The 25,844-nt window shown below is 55.0% G+C and carries 21 protein-coding genes; 16 read left to right on the top strand and 5 right to left on the bottom strand.

Annotated features, from left to right (window positions below; translation table 11 throughout):
* Window positions 1-10 precede the first annotated feature (10 nt).
* From RC73_RS11805 to RC73_RS11790, 4 genes are read left to right on the top strand one after another with little or no spacing between them, the layout of a single operon-like run.
* Entirely contained in the window at window positions 11-2,527 is a 2,517-nt protein-coding gene (locus tag RC73_RS11805) for a DMSO/selenate family reductase complex A subunit (RefSeq protein WP_039034825.1), read from the top strand.
* A 14-nt stretch (window positions 2,528-2,541) separates the two neighbouring features.
* Window positions 2,542-3,222, top strand: coding sequence for a DMSO/selenate family reductase complex B subunit (locus tag RC73_RS11800; protein WP_039034824.1), 681 nt, complete (start codon window positions 2,542-2,544; stop codon window positions 3,220-3,222).
* Window positions 3,223-3,272: 50 nt separating this feature from the next.
* Complete coding sequence (locus RC73_RS11795; protein ID WP_052248162.1) at window positions 3,273-3,935, top strand: TorD/DmsD family molecular chaperone; 663 nt, start codon at window positions 3,273-3,275, stop codon at window positions 3,933-3,935.
* 12 nt (window positions 3,936-3,947) lie between these two features.
* Window positions 3,948-4,388 carry a hypothetical protein gene (locus RC73_RS11790; protein WP_039034823.1) on the top strand — a complete coding sequence of 147 codons (441 nt, stop codon included), beginning with the start codon at window positions 3,948-3,950 and terminating at the stop codon, window positions 4,386-4,388.
* 15 nt (window positions 4,389-4,403) lie between these two features.
* Here the strand turns inward: RC73_RS11790 and RC73_RS11785 are convergent, their stop codons facing one another.
* The 3 genes from RC73_RS11785 to arfB form a co-directional block, all read right to left on the bottom strand.
* Complete coding sequence (locus RC73_RS11785; protein ID WP_039034822.1) at window positions 4,404-4,784, bottom strand: acetyl-CoA carboxylase biotin carboxyl carrier protein; 381 nt, start codon at window positions 4,782-4,784, stop codon at window positions 4,404-4,406.
* A 41-nt stretch (window positions 4,785-4,825) separates the two neighbouring features.
* Window positions 4,826-5,269 carry a type II 3-dehydroquinate dehydratase gene (gene aroQ, locus RC73_RS11780; protein ID WP_039034821.1) on the bottom strand — a complete coding sequence of 148 codons (444 nt, stop codon included), beginning with the start codon at window positions 5,267-5,269 and terminating at the stop codon, window positions 4,826-4,828.
* 157 nt (window positions 5,270-5,426) lie between these two features.
* Entirely contained in the window at window positions 5,427-5,843 is a 417-nt protein-coding gene (arfB, locus tag RC73_RS11775) for an alternative ribosome rescue aminoacyl-tRNA hydrolase ArfB (protein WP_039034820.1), read from the bottom strand.
* A gap of 170 nt (window positions 5,844-6,013) precedes the next feature.
* Between arfB and RC73_RS11770 the strand changes: the two genes are divergently transcribed.
* The 7 genes from RC73_RS11770 (at window position 6,014) to RC73_RS11740 (ending at window position 14,123) form a co-directional block, all read left to right on the top strand.
* The gene (locus tag RC73_RS11770; protein WP_025009267.1) at window positions 6,014-6,379 is read left to right on the top strand and encodes an STAS/SEC14 domain-containing protein; all 366 of its coding nucleotides are present in this window, start codon (window positions 6,014-6,016) and stop codon (window positions 6,377-6,379) included.
* Between the two features lie 79 nt (window positions 6,380-6,458).
* The gene (locus tag RC73_RS20120; protein ID WP_039034819.1) at window positions 6,459-6,635 is read left to right on the top strand and encodes a DUF3012 domain-containing protein; all 177 of its coding nucleotides are present in this window, start codon (window positions 6,459-6,461) and stop codon (window positions 6,633-6,635) included.
* Window positions 6,636-6,734: 99 nt separating this feature from the next.
* Window positions 6,735-7,130 (top strand): hypothetical protein, encoded by a 396-nt coding sequence (locus tag RC73_RS11760; protein ID WP_039034862.1) that lies wholly within the window; start codon window positions 6,735-6,737, stop codon window positions 7,128-7,130.
* 271 nt (window positions 7,131-7,401) lie between these two features.
* Window positions 7,402-8,670, top strand: coding sequence for a TolC family protein (locus RC73_RS11755; protein WP_039034818.1), 1,269 nt, complete (start codon window positions 7,402-7,404; stop codon window positions 8,668-8,670).
* Window positions 8,671-8,750: 80 nt separating this feature from the next.
* Window positions 8,751-9,809, top strand: coding sequence for an efflux RND transporter periplasmic adaptor subunit (locus RC73_RS11750; protein WP_224866486.1), 1,059 nt, complete (start codon window positions 8,751-8,753; stop codon window positions 9,807-9,809).
* Window positions 9,810-9,819: 10 nt separating this feature from the next.
* Window positions 9,820-13,026, top strand: a complete 3,207-nt coding sequence (locus RC73_RS11745; protein ID WP_039034817.1) for an efflux RND transporter permease subunit — start codon at window positions 9,820-9,822, stop codon at window positions 13,024-13,026.
* A gap of 173 nt (window positions 13,027-13,199) precedes the next feature.
* Entirely contained in the window at window positions 13,200-14,123 is a 924-nt protein-coding gene (locus RC73_RS11740) for a cation diffusion facilitator family transporter (RefSeq protein WP_082014308.1), read from the top strand.
* Between the two features lies 1 nt (window position 14,124).
* Here the strand turns inward: RC73_RS11740 and RC73_RS11735 are convergent, their stop codons facing one another.
* Window positions 14,125-14,706 carry a TetR/AcrR family transcriptional regulator gene (locus RC73_RS11735; protein WP_143078327.1) on the bottom strand — a complete coding sequence of 194 codons (582 nt, stop codon included), beginning with the start codon at window positions 14,704-14,706 and terminating at the stop codon, window positions 14,125-14,127.
* A 73-nt stretch (window positions 14,707-14,779) separates the two neighbouring features.
* Window positions 14,780-15,331 (bottom strand): carboxymuconolactone decarboxylase family protein, encoded by a 552-nt coding sequence (locus RC73_RS11730; protein ID WP_052248157.1) that lies wholly within the window; start codon window positions 15,329-15,331, stop codon window positions 14,780-14,782.
* A 568-nt stretch (window positions 15,332-15,899) separates the two neighbouring features.
* Here RC73_RS11730 and RC73_RS19890 point away from each other — a divergent pair.
* The 5 genes from RC73_RS19890 (at window position 15,900) to RC73_RS11705 (ending at window position 25,766) form a co-directional block, all read left to right on the top strand.
* Complete coding sequence (locus tag RC73_RS19890) at window positions 15,900-19,577, top strand: DUF4132 domain-containing protein (protein WP_052248156.1); 3,678 nt, start codon at window positions 15,900-15,902, stop codon at window positions 19,575-19,577.
* A gap of 66 nt (window positions 19,578-19,643) precedes the next feature.
* Window positions 19,644-20,696 carry an AAA family ATPase gene (locus RC73_RS11720; protein ID WP_039034816.1) on the top strand — a complete coding sequence of 351 codons (1,053 nt, stop codon included), beginning with the start codon at window positions 19,644-19,646 and terminating at the stop codon, window positions 20,694-20,696.
* The gene (locus RC73_RS11715; RefSeq protein ID WP_039034815.1) at window positions 20,684-22,894 is read left to right on the top strand and encodes a DUF5682 family protein; all 2,211 of its coding nucleotides are present in this window, start codon (window positions 20,684-20,686) and stop codon (window positions 22,892-22,894) included. The genes RC73_RS11720 and RC73_RS11715 overlap by 13 nt, the downstream gene beginning before the upstream one ends.
* Window positions 22,879-23,988, top strand: a complete 1,110-nt coding sequence (locus tag RC73_RS11710) for a VWA domain-containing protein (RefSeq protein ID WP_039034814.1) — start codon at window positions 22,879-22,881, stop codon at window positions 23,986-23,988. The genes RC73_RS11715 and RC73_RS11710 overlap by 16 nt, the downstream gene beginning before the upstream one ends.
* Window positions 23,955-25,766 (top strand): SWIM zinc finger family protein, encoded by a 1,812-nt coding sequence (locus tag RC73_RS11705; RefSeq protein ID WP_160289572.1) that lies wholly within the window; start codon window positions 23,955-23,957, stop codon window positions 25,764-25,766. Before RC73_RS11710 ends, RC73_RS11705 begins: the two co-directional genes overlap by 34 nt.
* Window positions 25,767-25,844: the final 78 nt, after the last annotated feature.

Below are 25,844 nucleotides of genomic sequence, written 5' to 3'. Positions count from 1 at the left end.
GATAAATATAATGGAACGCAGAAGTTTCTTGAAAATGAGTGCCGCCCTGGGTTGCGCTGCAACAGTGTCTGGCTGTAATTCCAGCTCTGATGACGCCAATGTTGTCCCGCCAAAGCCACCTGTCAGTGATGAGCAGATAAACTGGTCATCCTGCTTGGTTAACTGTGGCTCCAACTGTCCGATTAAAGTGTTCAGTCGTGATGGCATTATTACCCGGGTAGAGACAGATCATGAGGTAGAAGATGTCTACGGTCTTCATCAAATTCGTGCCTGCGCCCGTGGTCGTTCGTTGCGCCAACGTGCATATGCACCGGATCGCCTGAAAACACCAATGAAACGGGTAGGGGAAAGGGGAGAAGCCAAGTTTGTGCCGATCACCTGGGATGAAGCAACTCAAACCATCGCAGATAATTTGCAGCGGGTGATTAATCAATATGGTAACAAGGCCGTATTCCGCAGTTATGGCTCAGGCGCCTATTATGGCTTTGCCTCCAATGCCTGTTTTAACCGCTTGTTTAACCTGGTAGGTGGTTGCCTTAACGCTTACGGCAACTACTCTTGGGCTCAGCAGATGGAAGCGGCCAAACATACTTTCGGGACAGGGAGTACTCAAGGCTCGTCGACCATAACTCTGGAACACAGTGACTTTTTCCTGGGCTTTGGTTACAACCCAAGTGAAATTCGTCAATCCGGATCGGGTGAAGGGTACGACTACCTGCAGGCCTTGATGAAAAATAATGGCCTTAAAGTGGTGATGATTGATCCTCGCTATACCGATTCTATGCTGGGCAAAGAGTCCATGTGGTTGCCTATTCGTCCCGGAACCGATGCGGCGTTTGCCGAAGCTGTTGCTTTCGAGATGATCAGCACTGGTTGGGTAGATGCCAATTCACTTGGCTTTATCAATGAATATGCAGTGGGGTATGACGCGGCCTCCATTGAGAAACAAAAAGCACTGTTTGCTGCCAGCAGTGATGCCAAAGAGCAAGAATATGCGGCCTGTATGGACAGCAGCGATAACTACCATGATTACATCATGGGGGTTGGTAAGTTTGCCGCTCAAGGCGCGCGCACGCCCGAATGGGCCGAGAAAATTACCGGCATCAGCGCTGCTTATATCCGTCAGGTGGCCGAAGATCTGATGAATGCCAAGGCTCCCTATATCGTGGCCGGTGCCGGGGTTAACCGCCAGGCCAACGGTGAACAGAGTATGCGTGCCCTGTATATGCTTTCTGTACTGACAGGTAAGCTGGGTACTCTGGGGGCGTCCAATGGTGAGCTGCCTTATATGAGCAGCATGTCACGTGCAGGTATTCCTACGGGTTCCAACCCGGTTAAGGAAGCTATCTCCTTCTTTACCTGGACTGAAGCGATTGAAAACGGTGAGAATTTTACTGCACGTACTCACGGTATTCGCGGAACTGCGGATCCCGATGAGAAACTGGGCAGCAATATTCATTTTGTGTTCAGTGCCTCGGATAGTTCTTTGCTGAACCAGCACGCTGAAATCAATAACACAGCGCGTATTTTACGTGATGCTGAAGACTTGTTTATCGTTTCCTGCGATTGCTGGATGACTCCAGGGGCTAAGTTTGCCGATATCATACTTCCCGATACCAGTTGGCTGGAGTCCAATGACTTGGTGAATGACTCATATGCCTCAGGTTCGCTTGGGTATTTGACCGCCATGTCTGCCGCGGTAAAACCTATGTGGGATTGCAAGTCCATGTATGAAGCCGCTGCTATGATCGCAGAGAAAATGGGTGTTGGTCAGCTGTTCACTGAAGGCAAAACCGAAGCTGATTGGTTGGAAGAACTTTATCAGAAAACCAAGAGTGCCAGTGCAAACCTAGGTGTCAGCCCGGCTTTCCCTGCCAGCTATAAAGAGGCCCAGAAGATAGGGGTATTCCGCAAGAATATGGGCGACAAATATGTTGCTCTGGATAGCTATGTCAATGGTGGTAAAGCGTTATCTACGCCTTCAGGCAAGATAGAGATTTATTCTGCAGAGCTGGCTTGGCGCGCCAAAAACTGGGAACAGAACAAGGTAAAAGGTGACTCCATTACAGCCATTCCTCAGTACACGGTGACTTGGGATGGTTATGAGGATCAGGACGCCATAGATGCAGGCTTCCCGCTGCAACTTGCAGGTTATCACACCAAGGGGCGCACTCACTCCAGCTACCACAACGTGCCTTGGTTGCGTGAGGCTGTGGAAGATGCTGTGTGGATTAACCCCATCGACGCGGCTGCCTATCAGTTGACTGCCGGTGATGTGGTCGAAATGTACAACGAGCGGGGATCTATTGAGGTCAAGGTTCGGGTTACTCCTCGAGTGGCGCCAGGCGTCGTGGCATTGGGGCAAGGGGCCTGGTACCTGGCTGATGCCAATGGCCGCATTGGACAGTCCGGAAAAGTGATCGATGTCGGCGGGGCAATCAATACTCTGACCCGTTATATCCCAAGCCCGGTGGCCAAGGGGAATCCTCAACACACCAACCGTGTTCAGCTCATCAAAAAAGCGTAAGGGAGCACTTGTAAATGAATCAATCTACTCAATACGGCTTTTATGTCGATACCACCAAGTGCACTGGTTGCAAGGCCTGTCATGTATCTTGCAAAGACCGTCAGGGTGATTTGCTGCGCGCCAATAATAAACCTTTGGCCAATGGCGTCCCCAGCCTGAAAGGCGTCACCTGGCGCCGGGTTTATGAATATTGTGGTGGTAGCTGGTCTGTGGATCCCAATACCCAGACTTATAGTCAGGATGTATTTGCTTATTATATGTCCATTGGCTGTAACCATTGCAGCGAACCTGTGTGCGTCAAAGCCTGTCCAACCGGTGCTATGCACAAGCGTCGTGAAGATGGTTTGGTGCATGTCGAAGAGTCTCTGTGTATTGGCTGTGAAAGCTGTGCCAGAGCTTGTCCGTACGACGCACCACAGATAGATAGAGAGCGTAAAGTGATGACCAAATGCGATGGTTGTCACGAACGCTTGGCTGAAGGGCGCCAACCTGTCTGTGTTGAGTCCTGCCCAATGCGAGCGCTGGACTTTGATACCATGGACAACTTGCGCGCCAAGTATGGTGACGGTGATGGTCATATCGCCCCCTTGCCCAGTGAATCGATAACTTCCCCTAACCTGATCATCAAGGCAAACCGCCATGGTCAACCCGCGGGAAGTGGTGCCGGCAAGGTGCTTAACCCTACTGAGGTGTAACTGGAAAACAGGCGCCCGTGGGCGCCTGTTTTTGTCCATCAGGAGATAAGATGTCTAAGTCTTTGTCTAATATATATTTCATTCAATATCAAGGGATAGCACGTCTTCTGCATCATCTGCTTTACGGCTACCCTAAACCTGAGTTGATCACCGAATTAAAGGTCAATCAAGTTGCCGAGACTTGGCCTGAGCTGGCTGCTCGAGACGGTAACAGGATCGGTAGGGAAGCACTGGCTAACTATTTGCAGCAATGGGACGAGACTCAATTTCTGGATCTGCAACTTGACTATGGACAACTGTTTTTCGGTCCCGGTGAGCCTAAAGCTGTACCTTATGGTTCTGTTTATTTGGGTGAAGAACAAGTGTTGAATGACAGAAGCACTCTGGCGTTGATGGATTTTTATCAGGTTCATGATGTCAGTTTGCAGTTACCGGCAAGGGATCCGGTCGATCATATCGGCCTGTTCTTTAGCGTGTTGGATGCCAGTTTTGGACGCTTGGCAGCAGAGCCGGATAACCAGAGATTAGTGCGTTTTACTCAGGTATTACTGCAACAGCATCTTCTTCCTTGGGCGGAGCGCTGCCTTGAGTTGGCTGCCGAGCATGCACAAACTGAGTTTTATTTTGCAGTTGCATTGCTGGCCAGGGATTTTTTGCTGCAGCTGACAGAGGATTTTAATCTCATACCTATGCCTGCAAGATTGTTTCGGTAAGAGGAGTCTGGGGTGAGTGTTATTCATGCTTTGGGAGCTCAGTGGCAGAAGGCCGAATTTGCAGAGCATTTGGCTAAGGCCCTGGCAACCCGTCCTGCGGTTTGCGAGTTATCCGGTGGGGCTACCTCTTTGACCACCCTGTGTAACCTGGTAGCGGCCATCAGTTATCGGCCCGATGATCCCCGCTTTAGCCAAACACAGATAGATGATGGTCTACTGTTATCTGTATTTTTTGATTGTTTCAGGCTCTTGTTTATCAAGGAAGTACAGCAAGAATCAATCACTCAGGCCGAGCAGCAGATACTGCATTTGGCCCCCAAGTTGGCAGCCGAGCTGTCCGTCGGGGCCTTGAGCGAATCTCAGCAACTGCAGCGGCAGCAATTGTTGGAGATCAGCTCTCAGTTGGAGTCCTTATATACGCAGCGACGCCAACTCAGTCGCAATATGGGGTGAAGTTAAACTGAGAGTTTAATCGAGCACAAACAGGGTTTGCTGTAGCCCTACCGCTTCACCGTTTTCTGCCAGTATGGCTTTCACCGTGCCGCTCTGTTCTGCCTTGACCGGATTGAGGGATTTCATGGTTTGCACATAGCCCAGTACTGTGCCCGGCTCAACTTCTGTGCCCAATTCCACCAAGGGGACGCCATGGTCGCCGGCGCTGCGTAAAAAGGTGCCGGCGACAGGCGCCAACACTTGCACGCTGTCATTACCAATACTGAAACAGGCTTGGGGTTGTTGTGGGCCAAAACGGCGGATACGCACGGCTTCCTGGCCTTCAGTGATTTCCAGCTCATTGATGCCGGATTCCTGCACCAATTCGATCAGTTTTTTGATTTTACGTATGTCCATCGTCATTCTCAGTACTAAAGGGTGACAGGACCTTCCTTTGCTCAGCCTTGTTTGAGCGCCTCTATGGCGGCTTCCAGGGCAAATTCATAACCCTTTGGCCCCAGTCCCACTATCACTCCTTTGGCCTTGTCGGAAAAGAAGGAATGATGGCGAAACGGCTCCCTGGCATGCACATTGGAGAGGTGCACTTCAATGAAAGGAATGGCGACCCCCAGCAGGGCATCTCTGAGTGCCACGCTGGTGTGGGTAAAGGCGGCCGGGTTGATGATCACAAAACCGGCATCTGTGTTGTGGATAGCTTCTATGAGCTGGTATTCGGCATTGGACTGAATATGCTCCAGTTTTACTCCGGCGGCAAGCGCCTTGTCCTGCAATCCCTGCACCAGTTGCTCCAGCGTCCGCTGGCCGTAATGTTCCGGCTCTCTGCGACCAAGCAGGTTGAGATTGGGGCCATTCACCAAGAGTATTTTTGCCTGACTGCTCATATTGTTTTCCTTGCCTTAAGGGAGTTCGCACCTGAATTTGTGCCTCCCTGATTTCAGCAAAAGCTGTCGAATTTGTCGACCAATAGCCGCACAATCGCTGCACATTCCTTTCAGTTGCCAGCAATTATTGTCTATTCCGGCGGCAAGACTGGTCTTATCAGAAGCGGATCTTATTCTGCCGCAGCAATTTCACTTCACCGCGTTGCTTTTTGCTGTCGACCCGGCGCCTTTGGCTGGCGCGGGTGGCCTTGGTGGGAATACGTTTCTTGGTTACTTCGCCGACCGAAGCAACCAGTTCGATAAACTGTTGTAAGGCTGTCTGGCGGTTGGCGTCCTGGCTGCGGCTCTGTTGGCATTTGATAATGATCTTGCCGCTTTGAGTAATGCGGTGATCTGTCTTGGTCAACAGCTTTTCCTTGTAGAAGTCCGGCAGCGATGAGGCCTTGATGTCGAAGATGAGTTGCGCCGCCGTGGAGACCTTATTCAGGTGCTGGCCTCCGGCACCACTGGAACGGACAAATTGCCATTCGATTTCATTTTCTGAAACTTGGACACGGTTTGAGATCTTTATCATGGCAAAATAATTGTTTTTTGAGGCAGTCGCTATATTACCATCCCATGGAAGCGTTTACTTCCTCCATAGTGCGGAGAGTCTTGTAAGGCTAAACTTCCTGTACGGGATAACCCATAGTCATCAGATACCGTGCCATAAGCCGGTATCGAAGGTTCAATGGAGCTTTACTTATGTTGTGTCAAATTCCGGATATTGCCAAGGGCGTGATCAGCTTGTTTGCCAGTGGCCGTATCACTGCCGAGGATTACCGCACATATCTGCGTCCCGCCATCAAGAGTTACCGCCAGGAGTGGGGCCAGGTCTGTCTTTATATAGAGGCAGATGTATTGTTGGAAGGCTGGGAGATGGCCTCCCTCTCGGGAGCCGGTGAAGTGCAACTGCCTCCATTTGATGCCTTGGTGTTTGTCGGTGGCCCGGATTGGGTCGGCAATGCGGTGCGTCTGCTGGGGCCCTTTGTCAGCGCTGAACTGGCTTGGTATCCGCTGGAACATAAAGACGAGGCTATTCGTTGGATAGCCAAACGTTCGGCCTGCTAGTTGTCAAAACCGCCTATAGGGTAAAGCCGGTTATTCTGCTATTCTGTGGCGATTAAGTAACTCAGATAAGGAAATTTCGATGTCATTATCCAAAATTTTTGCTGCATCTTTGGCGCTGGCTTTTGCCGCTGGATTGAGTGCTTGTGCCCCTGAAGTGGGCAGCGAAGCTTGGTGTAAGCAGATGGATGAAAAGCCCAAGGGTGATTGGAGCGCCAATGAAGCGGCCGATTACGCCAAACATTGTGTGTTTAAATAACTGAACTTTATCTTGGCCTGTAGGTCTATTTGGGCACGGGCCATTTTTTACCCTTAACCGGAATTATCCTTGACTGTATTTGTCCGCAAACTGACTCATATGCTTATCGCCTTGGTGGTGCTGCAATTTTGCGCCGCTAATCTTGGCGCGCATCAGTTGCATCTGGGCAATCCGGCCGAGGAAGAGAGTAACCATCCTCATCTCAAGTTTGTCACCGAAGTCACAGTGATCAGCCAGTGTATCGAATGTACCTGTGAGTCAGAGACTTCATCCGGGATGGAGGTTTCCCGAGTGACTCACAGTCATCTGCATTCTCATACTGAGTCCCAACAGTTTGATCTCTGCCTCGACTGTCAATGTCATGGTGGTCACCTGTCTTTGCCGGTGACTCTGGCTCAGAGCCTGACTCCCTTGATGCACGCAAGGCCCCAGAGTCTGGAGCCCGCTTTCCAACCCTATTTCTCCACCCCAGATTACCGCCCCCCAATAGCTTGATTAACTGATTTCAGTGTTTGTGGTGCCCAGGCATGGTTTGCCTGTATTCCATGGCGCTTGTCTTGAGCTGTCTGTAGTCAGAGCCTTTAACCGCTTTATTTCAACAGCTTGAATCATCTCATGCGCTTTGGCTGATATAGCCGCAGCATTCTGATCAGTATTCGACTCAACACACAAAACGTTAACCATTGACTTTAGATTTAACTCTAAGGTTTAACCTTTGGTCACACGATTTCATCGTGGCCATATAGGTCTTTCCCAAGGAAAGTTTATGTTGAAATTTATAGTCTCCATGAGTCTATTTGGGCTGGGAACACTAGTCTCGCAACCGGCGTTTGCCGCCGAGAAGCCGGATACTTCCTATCTTGTTGGTGGCACCGAGTCCGAAGTGTCATTGGCTTGGCTTGAGCAGCTGATGCGGCAGATGACGACTTTACCCGAGTTTCAGGCGCAGGAAGCCAGACTCCGTGAGGCCCAATATCTGGCAAAGGGCGCCGATCGCGCCATCTACAACCCCGAGTTGGGCTTGAGTTATCAAAATGCACCGGAAGATGACACCTACAACCTGTCTCTCAGCCAAACCATTGACTGGGGTGATAAGCGCGCCGCAGCCAGTGCATTGGCGCTCACACAGTTGATGTTGCTGAAGAGTGATATCGCTATTGAACGTTCCCGCTTGTATGCCGAGGTATTGCAGGCCCTGGTCGATCAGAGTCTGGCCAAGAAGAAGCTGATGTTTGTGCGGGCTCAGAATAATTATGGTGAGCAGCAGTTGCAGATAGCCAGGCAAAGAGCCGAAGTCGGTGATTTGTCCCAGGCAGAATTGAATCTGATGGAGTTGGAACAGGCCAGTGCCATCAGTGATCTGGCTTTGGCCCAGAAAGCGTTGCTGGATGCCGATACCCGTATTCTGGCGCGTTTTGGCCGGGCAGAGCTGCCCTTTGGCAGCTTCGCCGACCGGCTAGAGTTGCCCGCGACCGAGGCGCCCGTGCCGGCACTGAATAGTGCCGGGTTGCAACTTGAGTTGGCGCGGCTGCAAGTCAATCAAGCCAAGGCTCAAGCAGCGGCTGACCCCAATATCAGCCTTAGTGCCGAGAGAGAAGGTTCAGATAACAAGTTGGGGATTGGGGTATCTGTGCCACTGCAACTGCGTAACGACTACAGCGAGTCGATCAAGGCGGCAATGGAGGCGGTTACCGCCGCCAGCGCCCAGTTCCAAAGCATTGAGATGGCACTTAAACAGCAGCAACAGCAGTTTAGCTACAGTTTACCCAGGTTAAAACAGAGCTGGCTTGACTGGCAACAGCAGGCTTTGGTGGCCGGTCGCAAGGCGGCCGAGCTTTTGGGGCAACGCTGGCGCAGCGGCGATCTTAGCACCAGCGACTATTTGACCAGTCGGCGGCAATTGGCCAGCAGTTTTCAGGCCGGTCTCGAACTGGAAGCCGCCCTCTATCAAAGTTGGCTCGAGTGGATGGGCGCTTCCGGGCAACTGCCCGGCGCACTGCCGAAAATAGCCGTATCCCAGGAGAATGCCCAATGATAGCCCCATACACACTAAGGTACCGGACAATGAACAAGACTTTACAATACCCACGGCTACAGGCCGCTTTACTGGCGCTGATGTTGGGGCTGTCCAGCCCTTTGACTGTCGCCGCCGAAGATGGACATGAAGATGAGCATCAGGCGCTGCAGCTCTCAAGTGAACAACGCCAACTGGCTGGCATTCAGATCCAAGAGGTCAGCGTCGGTGGCTTTAGCCTCAATGCTGTTGCCAACGCCACCTTACTGGTGGATCGCGAGCGTACTGTGGTGCTGACGCCGCAGCTGGAAGTACGGGTGTTGGAACGGCATGTGGTGCCGGGGCAAGAGGTAAAGGCGGGGGATCCTTTGCTGACCTTGGGTGGTGCCGCGGTGGCCCAGGCTCAGGCCGATTATATCAATGCCGCTGCCGAGTGGAGCCGGGTTAGCCGCATGAGTGAGAGCGCCGTCAGTGCCAGTCGTAGGTTGCAGACTCAGGTCGATGCCAGTCTGAAACGCGCCATTCTCAAGTCATTGCAGATGACGGATCAACAGATAAAGGCGCTGGAAAGCCGGCCCCAGGAGATAGGTCAATATCAGTTGTTGGCGCCCATTGATGGCCGGGTGCAGCAGGATGAGGCGCGCCTCGGGCAGTTGCTCGGCGCCGGTAGCCAACTGTTGCAGCTAACCGATGAGCGCTCGCTGTGGGTGGCCGCCGAGCTGACTCCTGCGCAGGCCGAAGGCTTGGGTGAAGGTAGTGAGACTCTGGTGCGGATTGGCGATCGCAGTGTCAGTGCCAGCGTGATAGGCCGCTCCCATGAGTTGTCCAGTGTGACCCGTACCGAGCGGGTGCTGGCGCGGTTGGATAACACTCAGGTGCGTTGGCATGCAGGTCAGTTTGCCGAACTGTTTTTGCCCGATCCCCGCGGTGAAGGTGTGATGTTGCCGGATGCGGCATTGAGCCGGAGTGGCGATGGCGACTGGCAGGTGTTTATCGAAGATGATGACGGTTTCGAGGCCAAAGAGGTGCAACTGCTGGCCAGTGAACGCGGCATGAACCTGGTATCCGGCATAGAGCCTGGAACTCGGGTTGTTACCGCCGGAGCCTTCTTCCTGGCATCCGAGCTGGCCAAGTCTGGCTTCGACATCCACAACCATTGAGGAAAGCACTATGCTGCAATCGTTAATAGATTGGGCTATCCGCAACCGCTTTCTGGTGTTGCTGGCCTTGATTGTTGTTTTGGTGGTGGGGGTGTTTGCCCTGCCAAAGCTTAATCTGGATGCCTTTCCCGATGTGACCAATGTGCAAGTCACTGTCAATACCGAAGCCGAGGGACTGGCGGCCGAAGAGGTGGAAAAACTCATCTCTTATCCGGTGGAGTCCAGCATGTACTCACTGCCTGCGGTGACAGAAGTTCGTTCACTCTCCCGCACCGGACTTTCCATAGTGACTGTGGTGTTTGAGGAAGGCACAGATATCTACTTTGCTCGTCAGCAGGTGTTTGAACAGCTGGCCACCGCCAAGGAGATGATCCCGGATGGAGTCGGGGTGCCGGAAATCGGCCCCAACACCTCGGGTCTTGGGCAGATTTATCAGTACATTCTGCGAGCCGAACCGGACAGTAATATCGGCGCCGATGAGCTGCGTAGTCTCAACGATTATCTGGTGAAGCTGTTGCTGATGCCGGTTGGTGGCGTGACCGATGTGCTCTCTTTCGGTGGCGAAGTGCGTCAGTATCAGGTCAGGGTCGATCCCAATAGGCTGCTGGCTTACGGTTTGTCTATGTCACAGCTGGAGCAGGCGCTGAATGCCAACAACCGCAATGCCGGCGGCTGGTTTATGCCCAACGGTCAGGAGCAACTCGTGGTGCGTGGTTATGGTCTGTTGCCTGCGGGTCAGGCCGGGCTGGACGCCATAGGCCGCATTCCGGTGAGCGAATACCAGGGCACGCCGGTCACAGTTGCTGACTTGGCGGAAGTGGGCTTTGGCAGTGAAATCCGGGTCGGCGCCGTCACCATGACCCGTCGGGACGACAATGGTGAAGCCAAGGCTTTGGGCGAAGTGGTTGCCGGGGTGGTGCTCAAAAGAATGGGCGCCAACACCAAGGCGACTATCGATGATATCGCCGAGCGCGAACAGTTGATCAGCCAGGCGCTGCCAGAGGGGGTGACCTTCGAGGTGTTCTACGATCAGGCTGACTTGGTAACCAAGGCGGTGACCACAGTGCGTGATGCCCTGTTATTGGCCTTTGTGTTTATCGTGGTGATCCTGGCACTGTTCCTGGTCAACGTACGGGCCACCTTGCTGGTATTGCTGTCAATTCCAGTCTCCATTTTGTTGGCATTGCTGGTGATGAGCTATCTGGGAATGTCGGCCAACCTGATGTCGCTCGGTGGTTTGGCGATCGCCATAGGTATGCTGGTGGATGGTTCTGTGGTGATGGTGGAGAACATCTTCAAACATCTGAGTGAGCCGGATAGGCGCCACCAAGACCAGGCGCGGCAGCGCAGCGATGGCGAGGAAGCCCCTTACCATGGCGAAGAAGACCAACACAGAGGCTCGATTGCCATGCGGGTATGGCAGGCCGCCAAAGAGGTGTGCAGCCCGGTGTTCTTTGCCACGGCGATCATCATAGTGGTGTTTGCGCCACTGTTTGCCCTGCAAGGGGTCGAAGGCAAGCTGTTTCAGCCGATGGCGGTGAGTATCATTCTTGCGATGATCTCGGCGCTGCTGGTGGCATTGCTGGTGGTGCCGGCACTGGCCGTTTATCTGTTCCGCAAGGGGGTGACTTTCCGGCAAAGCCCAGTATTGGCACCGCTTGAGCGGGTCTACCGCCCGCTGCTGCAAAAGGTGTTGACCTCGCCTGGCAAGGTGGGGCTGGTGGCGGTAGTAATGCTGGGCATGAGCCTGTCGCTGTTGCCAAGGTTGGGTACGGAATTTGTACCTGAACTGGAAGAGGGCACCATCAACTTGCGGGTCACCTTGGCACCCACCGCGAGCCTGGAGACCTCTCTGGATGTGGCGCCCAAACTTGAGGCCCTGCTGCTGGAGTTCCCTGAGGTGGAGTATGCCCTGTCACGCATAGGGGCACCTGAGCTGGGCGGTGACCCTGAGCCGGTGAGCAATATTGAAATCTATATCGGTCTCAAACCTTTGGATGAGTGGACTTCGGCCGAAAACCGCGCCGAACTGCAACGCTTGATGGAGCAGAAACTCAGCGTCTTCCCCGGATTATTGCTGACCTTTTCCCAGCCGATCGCGACCCGGGTCGATGAACTCCTGTCCGGGGTTAAGGCGCAGTTGGCCATCAAGCTGTTTGGCCCGGATCTCGATGTGCTGGCGGAAAAAGGTGAGCAACTGTCGAAATTGGTGGCCCAGGTGCCCGGCGCCGTGGATGTGTCTCTTGAGCAGATCACCGGCGAGGCGCAATTGGTGGTGCGGCCCAACAACGCGATGCTGGGACGTTACGGCATCAGTGTCGATGAGGTGATGTCGCTGGTGAGCACAGGCATAGGCGGCAGCAGTGCCGGTCAGGTGATCGACGGCAACGCCCGTTACGATATCAACCTGCGTCTGGCCAGCCGTTTCCGCCAGAGCCCGGATGCAATAGCCGATCTGCGTCTGGTAGCTGCCAATGGGGCGCAGGTGCGTTTGGGCGAAGTGGCCGATGTCAGCATAGAGATGGCGCCGCCCAATATCCGCCGTGACGATGTGCAGCGGCGAGTGGTGGTGCAGGCCAACGTCTCCGGCCGGGACATGGGCTCCGTGGTGCAGGATATCTACAACCTGGTGCCCGAAGCCCAACTGCCGCCGGGCTATACCGTGATGGTGGGCGGCCAATATGAGAACCAGCAGCGGGCCCAACAAAGGCTGAGTATGGTGGTGCCCATCTCTGTGGCACTGATCGCCTTGCTGCTTTACTTCTCCTTTGGCTCCATCAAGCAGGTGGCGCTGATCATGGCCAATGTGCCATTGGCATTGATTGGCGGCGTGTTGGCGCTCTGGCTCAGCGGTACCTATCTATCTGTGCCCAGCTCTATTGGCTTTATCACTCTGTTTGGGGTGGCGGTGCTCAATGGGGTGGTGCTGGTGGATTCAATCAACCAGAGGCGCAACAGCGGCGAGTCGTTGGAACAGGCGGTGTTTGAAGGCACGGTCGGCCGACTGCGCCCTGTGTTGATGACGGCACTGACTTCGGCGCTGGGGCTGATCCCCATTTTGATGTCAACCGGTGCCGGCAGTGAGATCCAAAAGCCGCTGGCCGTGGTGGTGATAGGCGGCCTGCTGAGCTCAACCGCATTGACTCTCTTGGTATTGCCAACCCTGTATCGAGCCCTGTACCTCAAGAGCGACAAGGAGCTGGAAACCTTGGAATAACAGCTGATTTACTCCGATAGAGAAGCATTGTACAGATTGGAGCGTGACGCCCTAAAGTGGAAGATGAGAGCCGCTTTGGGTTATGGCCGGACTGCCTACCTGGCCTGCGTCTAAGGCCTGCCGCTTTGCGGTAGGCCTGGGCAGGGATGCCCCCTTTTATAGGGAAACATGCTATGCAAAAATCTTCTCAAGAATGGCAGGCACTGGCGTTGGAGAATACGGGGCACTTCCACCAAGATAACCCGGATCATGGCGGTCGTCTGGGATTGGCGGTGATCATCAATATGTTACTCACTCTGGCGCAGTTGTTTGGTGGTATTTGGGCTGGTAGTTTGTCATTGATTGCCGATGCTCTGCATAACTTCGGTGATGCCATAGCAATCTTGATAGCTTTAATTGCCCGTAAATTAAGTCGGAAAACCAGTCACCCAGGGATGAGCTACGGCTATAAACGCGCCGAAGTGCTGGGTACCTTTATCAATGCGGCAATCTTATCGTTGGTAGGTGTGTACCTTGTCTATGAGGCTCTGCAGCGTTTCTGGAACCCGCAATGGAGTCAGCAGGCTGTGGACGGTTTGCTGATGTTTTGGCTGGCTGCCCTGGCTTTGATTATCTATATTGGCACTGCTATGTTGACTTATGGTGTCGGGGCCAAGGACAAGATGAATATCCGCGCAGCCTTTGTTTATAATGTATCGGATGCCATGGCATCAGTGGCTGTGTTGGTAGCCAGCGGGCTGATTATCCTTTACCAATGGTATTGGGTCGATCTCTTGGTCACTGTATTGATCTCTGTTTACGTGATCCACCATGGCGCACTGCTATTGGCGGAGTCCGGGCGTATTCTGATGCAGCAGGCTCCGGCTGACTTGGCCCCGGAACTGTTGCAGGAGCAGTTGGCCGCCAGACCTGAAGTGGTCAGAGTCGAGTCGATGCACCTGTGGCGTTTGGATGAGAAGCAAAACGTGTTGACTGCGGTGGTCTACCTGGAGCCAGGGTTGGACAGTGCATCGCCCTTGGCGCAGCAGCGGCTCAGATGTTGGTTGAGCCGGCGCACTCAGGGGGCAGAGATAACGCTTGAATGCAGGTTTGCCTGAATCAGCAATCGTCGGCGCCGAGCATGCGTTGCAGTAATTGGCTTAGCCTGGTTATTGTTTCTTGTGGTGTGGCATGGCCGCAGGCTACGGCATTGGCGACTTCATTGATGGCACCATGGATGGCCCAGTACAGCAGTTTACTTTGTGGCGCCGGCAACTGGATGTAATCGGCAAAGAGTTCGCTGTAGAAATCGGTGAAGAAGTCGCGAATATCTGTAGTGATGTTCTGATACTCAGGATAGCCGCGCAGCGCCGCAACTATCGCCTCATACTCGGGGCCGCAGCGTACGGCGCAGTCCAGATAGGCGCAGCAGACCAAAGTGCAAAGCTCTGCCAGCGAGGTTTTTTGCTCCGCTTCGGCTTGTTTCACCGCCTCGACAAATTGACTGTCGTAGTGGCGGTACATCTGTGCCAACAATCCTTGTCGGGTGGCGAAGTGACGATAGGTCAAAGGCTTGGTTACTCCGGCTCTTTGAGCCAGGGTGTTCAAGGTCAGCGCATCGGTACCGGCTTCGCGGACAATCTCACAGGCAACTTCGAGCAACTGTTCCCGGCGCTGATCTTTGAGCATTCTCTTCTTCACGTATCCCCCACAGATAGCTGATTGAATTTAAATTGAAAAAGCGGCAATGCATAGCATTGTCGCTTCTCTTTTGTTACTCAGTATAGGGTTGCAGTGGAACCTTTGGAAAGTCGATTTTTGGCTGCACTGTGTTGTTAACCCAGTTGCTGAAGTTATTCAGACCACTCCAGGCGCAGACTTGCATCACCTTGGCCTCACTGAACCCGGCATCCAAACAGGCCGTTAGCAATGAGTCCGGCAGTTTGCCTCTGTGTTGCAGCAGTGCCAGGGCAACATCCAGCAGCAGTTGATCTTCGCTGTTATCGGCCTTGCCTTGCTGCGCCTTGATGCAGGCGTCGGGGCTGAGTCCGGCACGTTTTCCGGAAAAGCTATGGCCGCTGACACAGTATTCGCAGCCGTTATAGTTGGCAACCGCCAGGGAGATCATCTCCCGCTGGGCCAGGCTCAGCAAACTGTGCTCTTCCAGATTGGCCTCAAACTCCAGATAGCCCTTCATGACCGCGCCATCTATGCCCAGGGCTGAATAGAAGTTGGGGATCACTCCGTAGCGAGCCTTGATCTCCTGCAATATGGGTTTGGCCAGTTCATCGGCATTGTCCAGAGTGCACTTGGTTAACCTTTCCACACTAAAACTCCTGTTGCTGTTATTGGCCGTTTACGGCTTAAGCGCAACGGCAAAAATACCAAGCTGTGCCGGTCGGCTGCTTTGCCTGTCCTCGAAACGGACGGCCTCGAAACGGATACCCTTGAAACAGATATCCATGAAACGACAGCCACTAACGCTTGGTTGACTAAGTTACTTATGGTAACAAGTGCAAAGTTACCATTAGTAACTTTTGTTTGCAATCTCCAGCCAGCATGTTTTTCAAACAAGATTTGAGACATTGACCATGACTCCTTGCCGGATATCGCTGATTTTGTTGTTGGCATGGCCTAAAGCCGCTGGCGGTTTCAAGGCCAATCAACCGCACTCTATGGGTAATATGGCGTCATCCCGGGGAGGCTGGATCACACTTGGCGGCATTGAACTGTAACTGAGTGTTTTGTAAGCGATATTGTTTTTGTGTTTCCGTTAGAATTGCCCTTCCTCGTCCGAAAAGGAGGCTCGGCCGCCAGCTTAAGCAGGTGTTTACTGAATGTCTGCTATTGGGGGAAGGAAGACATATTTGCTAATGACTCAAGGAATATGAGAGATGCTGGACGTATTAAAAAACAAGCTTGAAGCCTTCACTCGCCCCAATACAGACAAGTTACTGTTAGACGCTTGCCGGATTATCGATGAGCAGCAAACCGGTTTGGCACAAGCCGTCAGTCAGTATATTTTGACCGGTGAACCTGTGGCGTGCCTGTCGCAGCTCCAGCAGCTCAGTGCCAGAGAAACACTGGCGCGGCCGGGTGTTTCCTATGGCTACGGACAAAATGATGAGCGGCTGGTTCAGGCCCGTGATGCCATCAATCAGTTTGTGGCAACCGGTGCCTGTAATGAAGCGGCCGTTATGCGCCGTCTCGGCTTGGTGTGTCATGCCTGCAACCCAGATATAAGCACCTACGGCGTGCAAAACAGCTCGAGCGGCTGGCTCAATGGCGTGCTGATGCTGTTTAAAGAGTTGGCGGAAGAGTATTACGGTTGCCGTTTGGCGGGCAAAGATCTGCCCGGTCGTGATTATCTGGCGTCGCTGGTCGCGCAATATGAACACCCGCCCCATGAGCTGGAAGCCTTTATTCTAGAAGGTTCCGACTCTTATTATCACGATACATTCCGCACCGCGCTGAGGAAGAGTACCGACTGGCTCAAGCTCAGTGAAGATCCTGAATATCTGCAGCTGTTGAAACAGTTGCATTTCAGCGGCCGCGAAACCTTTTGTGCTTTGCTCAATAAAGCCTGTCAGACCCTGTCACAGGCGCAGCTGCCGCTGGTCATGGCGTTGGCCGCCGATGGTTCGGCGACTGTCCGTGAAGAGGCCCTGAAACTGCTGAAAAAGAGCTCGCAACAAGAGCTGCTGACGTTTCTGGAGCGGGAATTTCCGGGTGCCAAGGCGGCTACCCGTGGTCACTGGCTGGTTGTGGCCGACCGCTATCCTGAAGCGACCCCCTTGCTGCAGCGCTGGCACAGTGAAGAGAAATCCGCCACGGTGAAAACGGCACTGGCGAAAATGCTGGATAACACTACCCGGCAGCAACAGAGTGAGCAGTTCAGCTGGGATATTCCGGCCGTTGCGGCCATTGATAATAAGGTCAAAGTGCCTGAAGAATGGCTCGGTCTGTGTGAAAAGCAGTTGGCTAAAGAGATCAAAGAGTTCGAAGAAGATATCGCTGCAGCGGAGCACCCAGATGCCCCCAGCTACCGAAAAAGTTATTTGGCCGACTACCGGAAAAGTCTGCAGCAGTGGCAGCAGATCAGTAGTGCCAAGCTGCAAGCGGCGCTGATGGATCTCGAAAATGGCCGGCAATCATCTCTGTCAGGGTTTTATTCTCTGATCAGCCACGCCGATCTCGACGAGCACCCCAAAGCCTGTTTGCGGCTTATTTTGCGGATGGAACGTCATGAGCTCTCCTGCCATTCCTGGGAACGTATGCTGGGGCAGGAACATATTCTGAAAAGTCTGCAGGGAATGACGGATTTACGGCAACTCTTGAGCCTGTGCAACCAAGAGAATCAACCCGCCGCGGCCTTGGTTGAAGCCCTGTTTGGTTACGAAGGCCGCGAAGATGACTGGTTGCCTGCCGCCTGTGAACAACTGCTGATCTGGCCCTTCTTTGCCGAAAACCCCGACTATATAGAGCATGGCCTCAATGGCCGGGTGCTCAATGGCACCTATCGACACGATGCCAATCAGGTATTGATACAGACCTTGGCGATTCTGGCCGAATTTCCCAAGCTGCCGCAGCACTGGCAAAGAAAGGTTCATGAACATGCCTTCCATGGTCGCAAAGCCATACAGGCGGCGGCTCAGTACTGCGCCGAACGCCACGGCGCCGATATCAGCCTTATCACTCCCGAACTGGCCTCCGGCAGCAAGGATAACCGGGTACTGGCCGCCACTTGGCTGGGTCGCCTCAAGGCGGCTTCGGCGCAGGAGGCATTGAGTCAGGCGCTGAATAAAGAGAAAGATATGCCAACCCGGGTGGTGCTGCTGGAAGCCTTGTTGCAAACCGGCGCCGATATCAGCCAGTTTCTCGGCAAGGAAGCGCTGCTGGCCGAAGCCAAGGCCGGCCTTAAAAAGGCGCCACCCAAGTCGATGGATTGGTTCCCGCGTGAATCGCTGCCCGCATGCCGTTTTGAAGACGGCAGCCCGGTCGAGCCCGAACTTGTGTTGTGGTGGGTAGTCTTGGCGGTGAAGCTCAAGCAGCCTCAGGGCAACCCATTGCTGAGTCACTATCTGTCGCTGCTAGATAGCGAAAGCCGTCAGCGTCTGGGGCATTTTATTCTGTCGGCATTTATCGCCCAGGATACCAGTGGTCCTTCGGATGATGAGGCGCTGGCATACGCCAACGCTCAGCAACATCAACAGTTGCAAATTTTCCAGCAATGGGCCCGGTATAACTGGGGTAAAGAGTATCAACACAAGACCCTTGAGGATGCGTTTCAAACCTGTTTTGCCGAGAAAAAGAATGAGCTCTTGGGCTCGGCCATCAAAGACAAGGGGATGTTGGCCCTGATCGCTGGCGGCGATGCGCAAACCCTGCTGGGCATGATCCAACCCTTTATGAAGAAGCGCTATGAGCGGCGGGCACAGATAGAGGCCATGTTGCAGGCCTTGGCCAACTCGGACGATCCTGTGGCGATCCAGTTTCTGCTGAGTATTTCGCGGCGTTATCGTACCAACTCGGTGCAGGAGCTGGCACGGGCGCAAGTCAGTCAAATTGCGGCCCGTAACGGCTGGACTCAGGATGAGCTGGCGGATCGCACTGTGCAGACGGCCGGGCTCGAACATCTGACCCAGCCCAGCCCGTTTGAATTCGGCAGCCGTACTTTGGCGCTGGCACTCGGGGACGACCTCAAGCTGAGATTGCTCAACGAAGAGGGCAAGCTGCTCAAGAGCTTGCCGCAACCTCGGCAGACGGACAACGAAGGCGATATTGCCGAAGTGAAAAAATGGTTCAGCAACTGCAAGAAAGAACTCAAGCAGGTGGTCGAACAGCAAAGTGCCAGATTGTATGAGGCCATGGTCACAGAGCGGCATTGGCTCGCCGCAGACTGGCAGCAATACCTGCATCAGCATCCGGTCATGTATCGGCTGTTGCAGCGCACCCTCTGGCAGGTGGAGATTGATGGTCAATGGCAAACCTTCAGACCCACGGAAGACGGCGCCTTTATCGATATTGATGATGAAGAGCTGCAACTGCCCGCTGCGGCGAGCATACGCCTGGTGAGCGGTAACCTGTTACCGGCGGCAGCGCTGGATGCCTGGCGTTCACATCTCAAGGATTACAAGGTCAAGCCGTTGTTCGAACAACTGCGAAGTGCCGAAGTGACGCTAACTGAAGGTCAGGAGGCTCTCAATGACCTGCGCGGCCGGATGACCGACTGCTATACCCTGCGAGGCCTGTTGACCAAGAAAGGTTATCAGCGCGGCGAAGCGGAAGATGGCGGTTTCTTTGATCACTACTTCAAGCGTTTCGATACCCTGGGACTGAGAGTGGAGTTCGGCTTCAGCGGTAACTGCGTGCCGGAAGAAAACGAGGCCGCCGCCATCTATGACATCAGGGTCATGGAGCGGACTAACCCCCGCGGCCGTTATGCCCGCTACCGTCAATTGCCGTTGGCCGAGGTGCCGGTCAACCTGCTCAATGCCATCGCCGTTGACTATCGTGAAGTCGGCGACAAGTGTGTGGCAGATCCGGACTGGGAATCGAAACTGCCCTGGTAAAGGTCGATAACGGATGGATTAGGCTGCTGCCTTGGCGGTGGCAGCCAATAAGGAGAAGCAAACAGGATGGAACAAGTCATTCGGGCTTATGCCGAGCAGCGTTATCAGGATGAATTGCAACGCTTGATGGCGGCCGACAAGGGGGTTATTCCGCCGGGCTGGGCCATGTCGGCCGGGGCGGTGCGACGTTTTATCTGCGGCGATGCGGCGCTTGATATCAGCCGAAAATACTACGGGGAAGATGCCCTGGTGGAGCGGGCCATTGTCAGCCTGATGGGCAACAATGGTCTGATGCTGGTCGGTGAACCCGGTACCGCCAAGTCAATGCTTTCTGAGCTATTGAGCGCCGCCATCAGCGGCAGCAGTGAGTATCTCATTCAGGGCACAGCTGGCACCACGGAGGAGCAGCTCAAGTACAGCTGGAACTTTGCCCTGTTGCTGTCCGGTGGCCCCAGTCTGGAAGCCCTGCTGAAAAGCCCAGTCTATCAGGCGATGGAGCAGGGCAAGCTGGTGCGTATCGAAGAGATCACCCGCTGCCCGCAGGAGGTGCAGGATGTGCTGATCTCGCTGATGTCGGAAAAAAGCCTCAGTATCCCCGAGCTGGGCGTCTCGATTCAGGCCAAGCCCGGCTTCAACCTGATAGCCACCGCCAACCTGCTGGATCGTGGGGTCAACGAGATGTCCAGCGCGCTCAAGCGCCGTTTCAACTTCGAGACAGTGCCTGTGCTCAGCGATCCTCTGCTGGAGCGCCAGCTGATTTTGGCTCAGGTGAGCCAACGTCTGGCGGACAGCGGCCAACAGGTGCAGCTGGATGAAGCGCTGGTGGACTTGCTGGTGCGGGTATTTCACGACCTTCGCAGCACAGTCGGCCCGCAGGCGATGGATGCCACTCTGTCCACCGCCGAGGCGGTTAATATAGTGCATGGCTGCGCCCTGCACAGCCTCTATTGGCAAGAGCCCATGAGTGCCGCCCGGTTGGTGCAGCAGATGCACGGCACGCTAATCAAGGACAAGGTCGACGATGTGAAGAAGCTGGCTCATTACATGGATGTGGTCGCCCGTGAACGCCAGGGCTGGCAAGCCTTCTTCCAGGCAGGAAAAGCGCTGTGGATGAGGTGATGCTCCTTAGAGAGGAGTTTGGCGAACTGCTCAAGGCCGCCGCGGCCGATCCCGGGGTGTGCTGGTTGCCGCTGCGGCATCACAGCCCGGCCTGCGCCGCCATGGCGCTGGAGCAGTTGCAGCGCCGGCAGCCCCAGGCTGTGTTAATAGAAGCCCCCGGCAGTTTTATCCGCCATCTGTCGCTGCTGCAGCGCGATACTGTGGTGCCGCCTATTGCCATCTATCAGAGTGGCAGCTACTACCCTCTGGCCGAGAACAGCCCGGAGTGGCAGGCGCTGCGCTGGGCGACGGCGCAGGGCGTTGAGGTGATCTTCATCGATCTGGATGAAAAGGCGCAGGAGGGCGGAGTAAGTAACCGTTGGAGTGATAGCCGCTTTTTAAGCTCGGACTACAGCCGCCGCCTACAGCAGCAACTGGGCTGCCGGGATGCCGACGAACTCTGGCAGCGTTTGTTTGAACAACAAAATTTCGCCTCGGCCGAGAGCTTCTTTACCCAGGTATTGTTGTTCTGCGCCGCCAGTCGTGCCTGCTTTGGCACAGACAGCCTGGAAGAGATGGGCGATCTGGCCCGTGAAACCCAGATGCGGGCCCATATCAAGGCGGCCCGCCGCCGCTATGAGCGAGTGGCCGTGCTCACAGGTGGTTTTCATACCCCGGCGTTGATTAACTTTGCCGATGAGGCCGAGGCGATCGTCGTCGATGACACGCAAGACAGCTTTGTGATCCGTTTCAGTGACGCCTTGCTGGATGCCCGCAAAGGCTACGGCGCCGGTATGCCTTATCCGGCCTTTTGTCGCTGGCAGTTTCAGCAGCGGCAATTGAACGCCGATGATTGGTTGCTCTACCTCTTGGAGCAGATGCCGCAACTGCCGCTGATCTATAAGAAAAACTGCTTTGAACATCTGCAGGCCCTCTGTAGTTTGCGTGGCTTGGCGCGCCCCGGCAGCTATGATCTGCTGGATTCTTTGGGCAGCTGCCTGATTAAACAGCAGCTGTCGGCATCGACACTCGAACCCTGGCAAAAGTTGCTCAGCGGCGATGCCCTGGGGCAGTTACCGGCCGACCAACCCAGTTTACCGCTGGTGGAAGAGGTGTTGGCGCTATGTCGCAAGGCCAGATTGCAGACGGATAAACCGGGACGCTGCCACTTCGATCTCTACGCCATGACGGACAAGCATATTGAGCGCCGTCGCCTCCTGTGTCGGCTGCTGTTTGTGGGCAGCGGTTTTGCCAGGCCACAAAATGGTATGCCGGTCATCCGGCAATTGAAGTTCAACCATCGCCATGAACATTGGGACTATCATTGGACTCCGGCGGTGGAAGTGGCACTGGCCGAGAAATCCAGCCTGGGGCTACGTCTCGAGCTGGTGGTGAAACGGCGGCTCAGTGAGTTGCCCCAGGAAGATTTGCAGCAACTGGTGGAAAAACTGGTGTTGGCACTGCATCTGGGGATGCCGGAAGAGCTGAGCGCCCATGCCATTGCGCAGCAGATAAGCCAATGCAGCGACATTCAGCAACTGGCCAATAGCTTTATGACCTTGCTGGCGGCAGCGCATCATCCACTGTTTGCCGATATTGAGCTGCTGGCTTACCAAAAAGCCCTGTGGCATCAGGTGGGTTTTCATTTACCGGCAATCAACCGTCTGAGCGATGAAGAGGCGCTGAAGTTACTGTTGGATCTGCAGAGCGTAGCTGTCTTGCATCAGGACGAGCTCGAGTCTCCCTGGCGTGACAGACTGCGCTGGTTGACAAGTCATAACGCCCATCGACCCGTGCTCTATTTTGTCCTGCAGGCCTTGGCTATCGAGCTGGACAAGTTAGACCCGGCGCCACTGCTGCAACAGTTGCAGCTGCAAAACGATCCCTTCCCTGTGATTGAGTCGCTGCTCAAGGTGGTGCCGCACTGGTTGCGGCAAGACCATGGCCTGTTGCCCATGCTGAATCACTGGCTCAGTGAGCTGAGTGAGGCGCAGTTTATCGACAAGCTACCGGCCATGAGGGGCTTGTTCTGCGCGCTGGATGCCAGAGAGGTGGATGAGCTCTGCCGCCGTTTGCTGCAGCTGAATCAGTGGGATAACGGCCTGAATTGGTTGCAATACGGGATATCTGAGCAGGACTTTCAACAGGGGCTGGCGCTGGAGCGGCAGCTGCGCAGTGACCTGGAGCAACAAGGATTGAGTCAATGGATGAGCAACTGAAGCAACGCTGGCGTCTGGTGTTGGGGCGCTATGCCAACGCGCTTGATACCCGTCTCAGCGCCCGGCAACAGCAACAGGATGAGGTGTTGCAGCAGCTCTATCAGGAGGGCCAGCTGCAGCGTGGCTTCAAGGTAAGCGCTGGCTTGGGGGAAAGCGAGTTGGCAGTGACCAACTGGCTGGAGGCGGCGGAGACCCTGTTTCCCCGTTCGGTCAACGACAGGCTGCAGTCCGATGCGGTCGAGCGCTTTGGGTTGCATCAGGTGTTGCAGCAGCCGCAGGTGCTGGAAAAGATCACTCCCAGTATGGGGGTGCTGAAGCAGTTGCTGAAACTCAATGCCCATCACAAGCCGGCCATTCGGCAACAGGTAGAGCGAATTATTCAGGGAGTGGTCGAGGAGTTGCTGCGTCGCCTGCGGCCGACCTATATCAACAACTTGAGTGGCAGGCTCAACCGCCAGGCCCACAGTCCGGTGAAACGGCTGGCCAATCTGGATTGGCAGACCAGTATTCGCCGCAACCTCAAGCATTTTGATGGCGAGAAGGTCTGTTTCGAGCGGGTCTATTTCCATGCCCGCCAGCAGCACCAACTGCCCTGGCACATAGTGCTCTGCATAGATCAGTCCGGCTCCATGGCGACTTCACTGATCTACTCGGCAGTGATCGCCGGGATCCTGACCCGCTTGCCATCGGTGAAGTTGTCGCTGGTGGTGTTCGACACCCAGGTGGTGGACTTGAGTGAGCAGGCCCAGAACCCCGTGTCTGTGTTGCTCAATTGCCAGTTGGGCGGCGGCACCCTGATCTCCCAGGCCTGGCGCTATTGTCAGCAACTCTGTTCTGAGCCGGGGCGCTCTGTGGTGGCAACCGTGTCCGACTTTGAAGAGGGCGGTTCGATGCAGACCTTACTGGCCCAGGCTCAAGGGATGATAGACAGTGGCATCAAGATGTTGGGGATGACCGCCATGAATCACGATGCCGAGCCTTTCTACAGCACTTTTAGTACCGACAACCTGCAGCGCCTGGGGATGGAGATAGGCTCACTCAGCCCGGATAACTTTGCCGAATGGCTGGCGCTGACTATGGGGCTACGCCGATGAATGAAACCATACTCACCAGCCTCGGCAGTGCAGGTTTGGTGCGCCGGGCCCGCAAGGCGTTGGAGCAAAGCCAGCCGCAGATGCAGGATTATGGCTTTGAGTTTGAAGGGCAAAAGGGGCAGCTGGATTGGGATAACCCGCTCGCCAGTCGCTGCGATTGCGGCGCCTCCGGCCTGTGTAAACACATAGTGGCAGCGGCGCTTTATCTGCTGGAGCGGCCCGCATCCCCTGAGACTCGCGCCGAAGATCCGCCCCGGGTGGAACTCCATCTGGCCGAGCTTTTGAATGATGCCGGCAAGACTCAGGTTCGCCGTCTGTACCAGCAGAGTCAGCGCCGCTGGGCGGTGGATATTAAGCTTGCGCAAGGCACAGTCTGCGTCGAACTGGAGGGGCAGCAGCTGTATTTTCGGCGTGTACAGGGGCTGCAGGATATTATCTGCACCGAAGAGGCGCAGCGTTATGCGCTGCTCGCCGTCTGGCTCTATTGCCAAGAACAGGCCATCGCCTTTGAATGGCCGCAATGGCTGCTCGATGAGCAGGCGCAGTTGCAGTATCTGGGGCAGCAGAGCCGCGATCAGTTAAAGCGCCGTTGTCTTAAGTTGCTGGAGCAGATGACTGAGCTCGGCATCGAGAGGTTGCGGCCCTCGTCCCTGATAGAGTTGGAACTCCTGCTGGTGCCCATGGACAGGCAAAATCTGCCGCTGACCGCTTTGAAACAGCTGCATGGCACGCTGGAAAAATATGTCTCGGGCCAAGGCGTCAGGGACCGAAAATTGCTGCTCAGCTGTCTGGCCCGCTCCTTGGCGGCCCTGGAAGGCAGCCAGGCTCAGACGCAAAGACCCTATCAACAAGCGCCGGAGCAGGTGCTGGGGCTGGGCGCTTTTCCCTGGCAAAGCGAAGGGGGCGCCCATGGTGTGACTCAGGTATTGCAGGATGAGCAGGGGCGCTTTATCACCCTGGCCGAGAGCCGCCCCAAAGCCGAGCAGCGGCTGGATTATGCCAGCGTATTTCGCGGTCTGCCCATGCTGGCAGGTGCGCCGTCGGCCCTGGGTTGGCAGGGTAAGACCCAAACCCTGGCTCAGGCCGAACTCAATGCCTGGGGGCGCCTGCGGCGTTTGCAGGATACCCGGGTCTACCCCGCGACCCAGCCGCTGGAGCCCGTGAGTCTCTCTGTTGCCGGCGAGATAGACTGGCAACAGGAGTACCTGTGTTTCCGGCCAAGCGGTCTCTACCTGAGTGGTTTCAATCAGGCCAGTCAGTGTATGGAACTGCACTATTGGGACAGGGAGCAGGCGCTGCTGAGTTTCTCGCTGCCTTACAACAAGTTGAGTCAAAGAGCCGTGACCAATCTGGAGTTGCTGGGTGAGCGGGTACCCGAGCTGATAGTGGCGCGCATCGAGCGCACTGCCAGCCACTTATACCTGCGACCTGTGTCCCTGCTGCTGGATAACTGGTTCAGCCTCTTTTTCGATACCTTGCCCCAATCCGGCGATCAGCAACTACTCGCGCAGGCGCTGGCCGAGCCTTCAGCCCCCCAGGCGCCGCAGCCGCGCCTGGGCCTGATGCAACAAACCCTGCATGGGGTGCTGGATGAGCTGGCCGATGGCCTGCCGGCACCAAGGCCAACATTGGCGCAAAGGGCCGAGCGTCTCGGGCTGATGACGCTGAGTCACAACCTCAAGGGAGCTAAAGCGCGGGACTATCTGCGCGCCGCCTATTGCGCCGAGAAAATGCTCGCCATGTGTCTGATCAAGCCGGTGCATTACCCGGAAGGCTAGGATGAACCTAAAAAAAGCCCCGCTGCAGGGGCGGGGCAAGAGTTTGGGAGTTGCTAATTATTATTATGGTGAGGAATT

Source organism: Shewanella sp. ECSMB14102 (assembly GCF_000813075.1).
Classification (GTDB): domain Bacteria; phylum Pseudomonadota; class Gammaproteobacteria; order Enterobacterales; family Shewanellaceae; genus Shewanella; species Shewanella indica.
The sequence above is the reverse complement of the archived record's forward strand: the minus strand, read 5'-3'. Positions and strand labels throughout refer to the sequence as shown.

What these genes read in the sequence shown, in the direction of transcription:
- RC73_RS11805 (WP_039034825.1), top strand. Translation starts at nt 11, where the DNA reads ATGGAACGCAGAAGTTTCTTGAAAATGAGTGCCGCCCTGGGTTGCGCT.
- RC73_RS11800 (WP_039034824.1), top strand. Translation starts at nt 2,542, where the DNA reads ATGAATCAATCTACTCAATACGGCTTTTATGTCGATACCACCAAGTGC.
- RC73_RS11795 (WP_052248162.1), top strand. Translation starts at nt 3,273, where the DNA reads ATGTCTAAGTCTTTGTCTAATATATATTTCATTCAATATCAAGGGATA.
- RC73_RS11785 (WP_039034822.1), bottom strand. Translation starts at nt 4,784, where the DNA reads ATGGACATACGTAAAATCAAAAAACTGATCGAATTGGTGCAGGAATCC.
- aroQ (WP_039034821.1), bottom strand. Translation starts at nt 5,269, where the DNA reads ATGAGCAGTCAGGCAAAAATACTCTTGGTGAATGGCCCCAATCTCAAC.
- arfB (WP_039034820.1), bottom strand. Translation starts at nt 5,843, where the DNA reads ATGATAAAGATCTCAAACCGTGTCCAAGTTTCAGAAAATGAAATCGAA.
- RC73_RS11770 (WP_025009267.1), top strand. Translation starts at nt 6,014, where the DNA reads ATGTTGTGTCAAATTCCGGATATTGCCAAGGGCGTGATCAGCTTGTTT.
- RC73_RS20120 (WP_039034819.1), top strand. Translation starts at nt 6,459, where the DNA reads ATGTCATTATCCAAAATTTTTGCTGCATCTTTGGCGCTGGCTTTTGCC.
- RC73_RS11760 (WP_039034862.1), top strand. Translation starts at nt 6,735, where the DNA reads ATGCTTATCGCCTTGGTGGTGCTGCAATTTTGCGCCGCTAATCTTGGC.
- RC73_RS11755 (WP_039034818.1), top strand. Translation starts at nt 7,402, where the DNA reads ATGTTGAAATTTATAGTCTCCATGAGTCTATTTGGGCTGGGAACACTA.
- RC73_RS11750 (WP_224866486.1), top strand. Translation starts at nt 8,751, where the DNA reads ATGTTGGGGCTGTCCAGCCCTTTGACTGTCGCCGCCGAAGATGGACAT.
- RC73_RS11745 (WP_039034817.1), top strand. Translation starts at nt 9,820, where the DNA reads ATGCTGCAATCGTTAATAGATTGGGCTATCCGCAACCGCTTTCTGGTG.
- RC73_RS11740 (WP_082014308.1), top strand. Translation starts at nt 13,200, where the DNA reads ATGCAAAAATCTTCTCAAGAATGGCAGGCACTGGCGTTGGAGAATACG.
- RC73_RS19890 (WP_052248156.1), top strand. Translation starts at nt 15,900, where the DNA reads ATGCTGGACGTATTAAAAAACAAGCTTGAAGCCTTCACTCGCCCCAAT.
- RC73_RS11720 (WP_039034816.1), top strand. Translation starts at nt 19,644, where the DNA reads ATGGAACAAGTCATTCGGGCTTATGCCGAGCAGCGTTATCAGGATGAA.
- RC73_RS11710 (WP_039034814.1), top strand. Translation starts at nt 22,879, where the DNA reads ATGGATGAGCAACTGAAGCAACGCTGGCGTCTGGTGTTGGGGCGCTAT.
- RC73_RS11705 (WP_160289572.1), top strand. Translation starts at nt 23,955, where the DNA reads ATGGCTGGCGCTGACTATGGGGCTACGCCGATGAATGAAACCATACTC.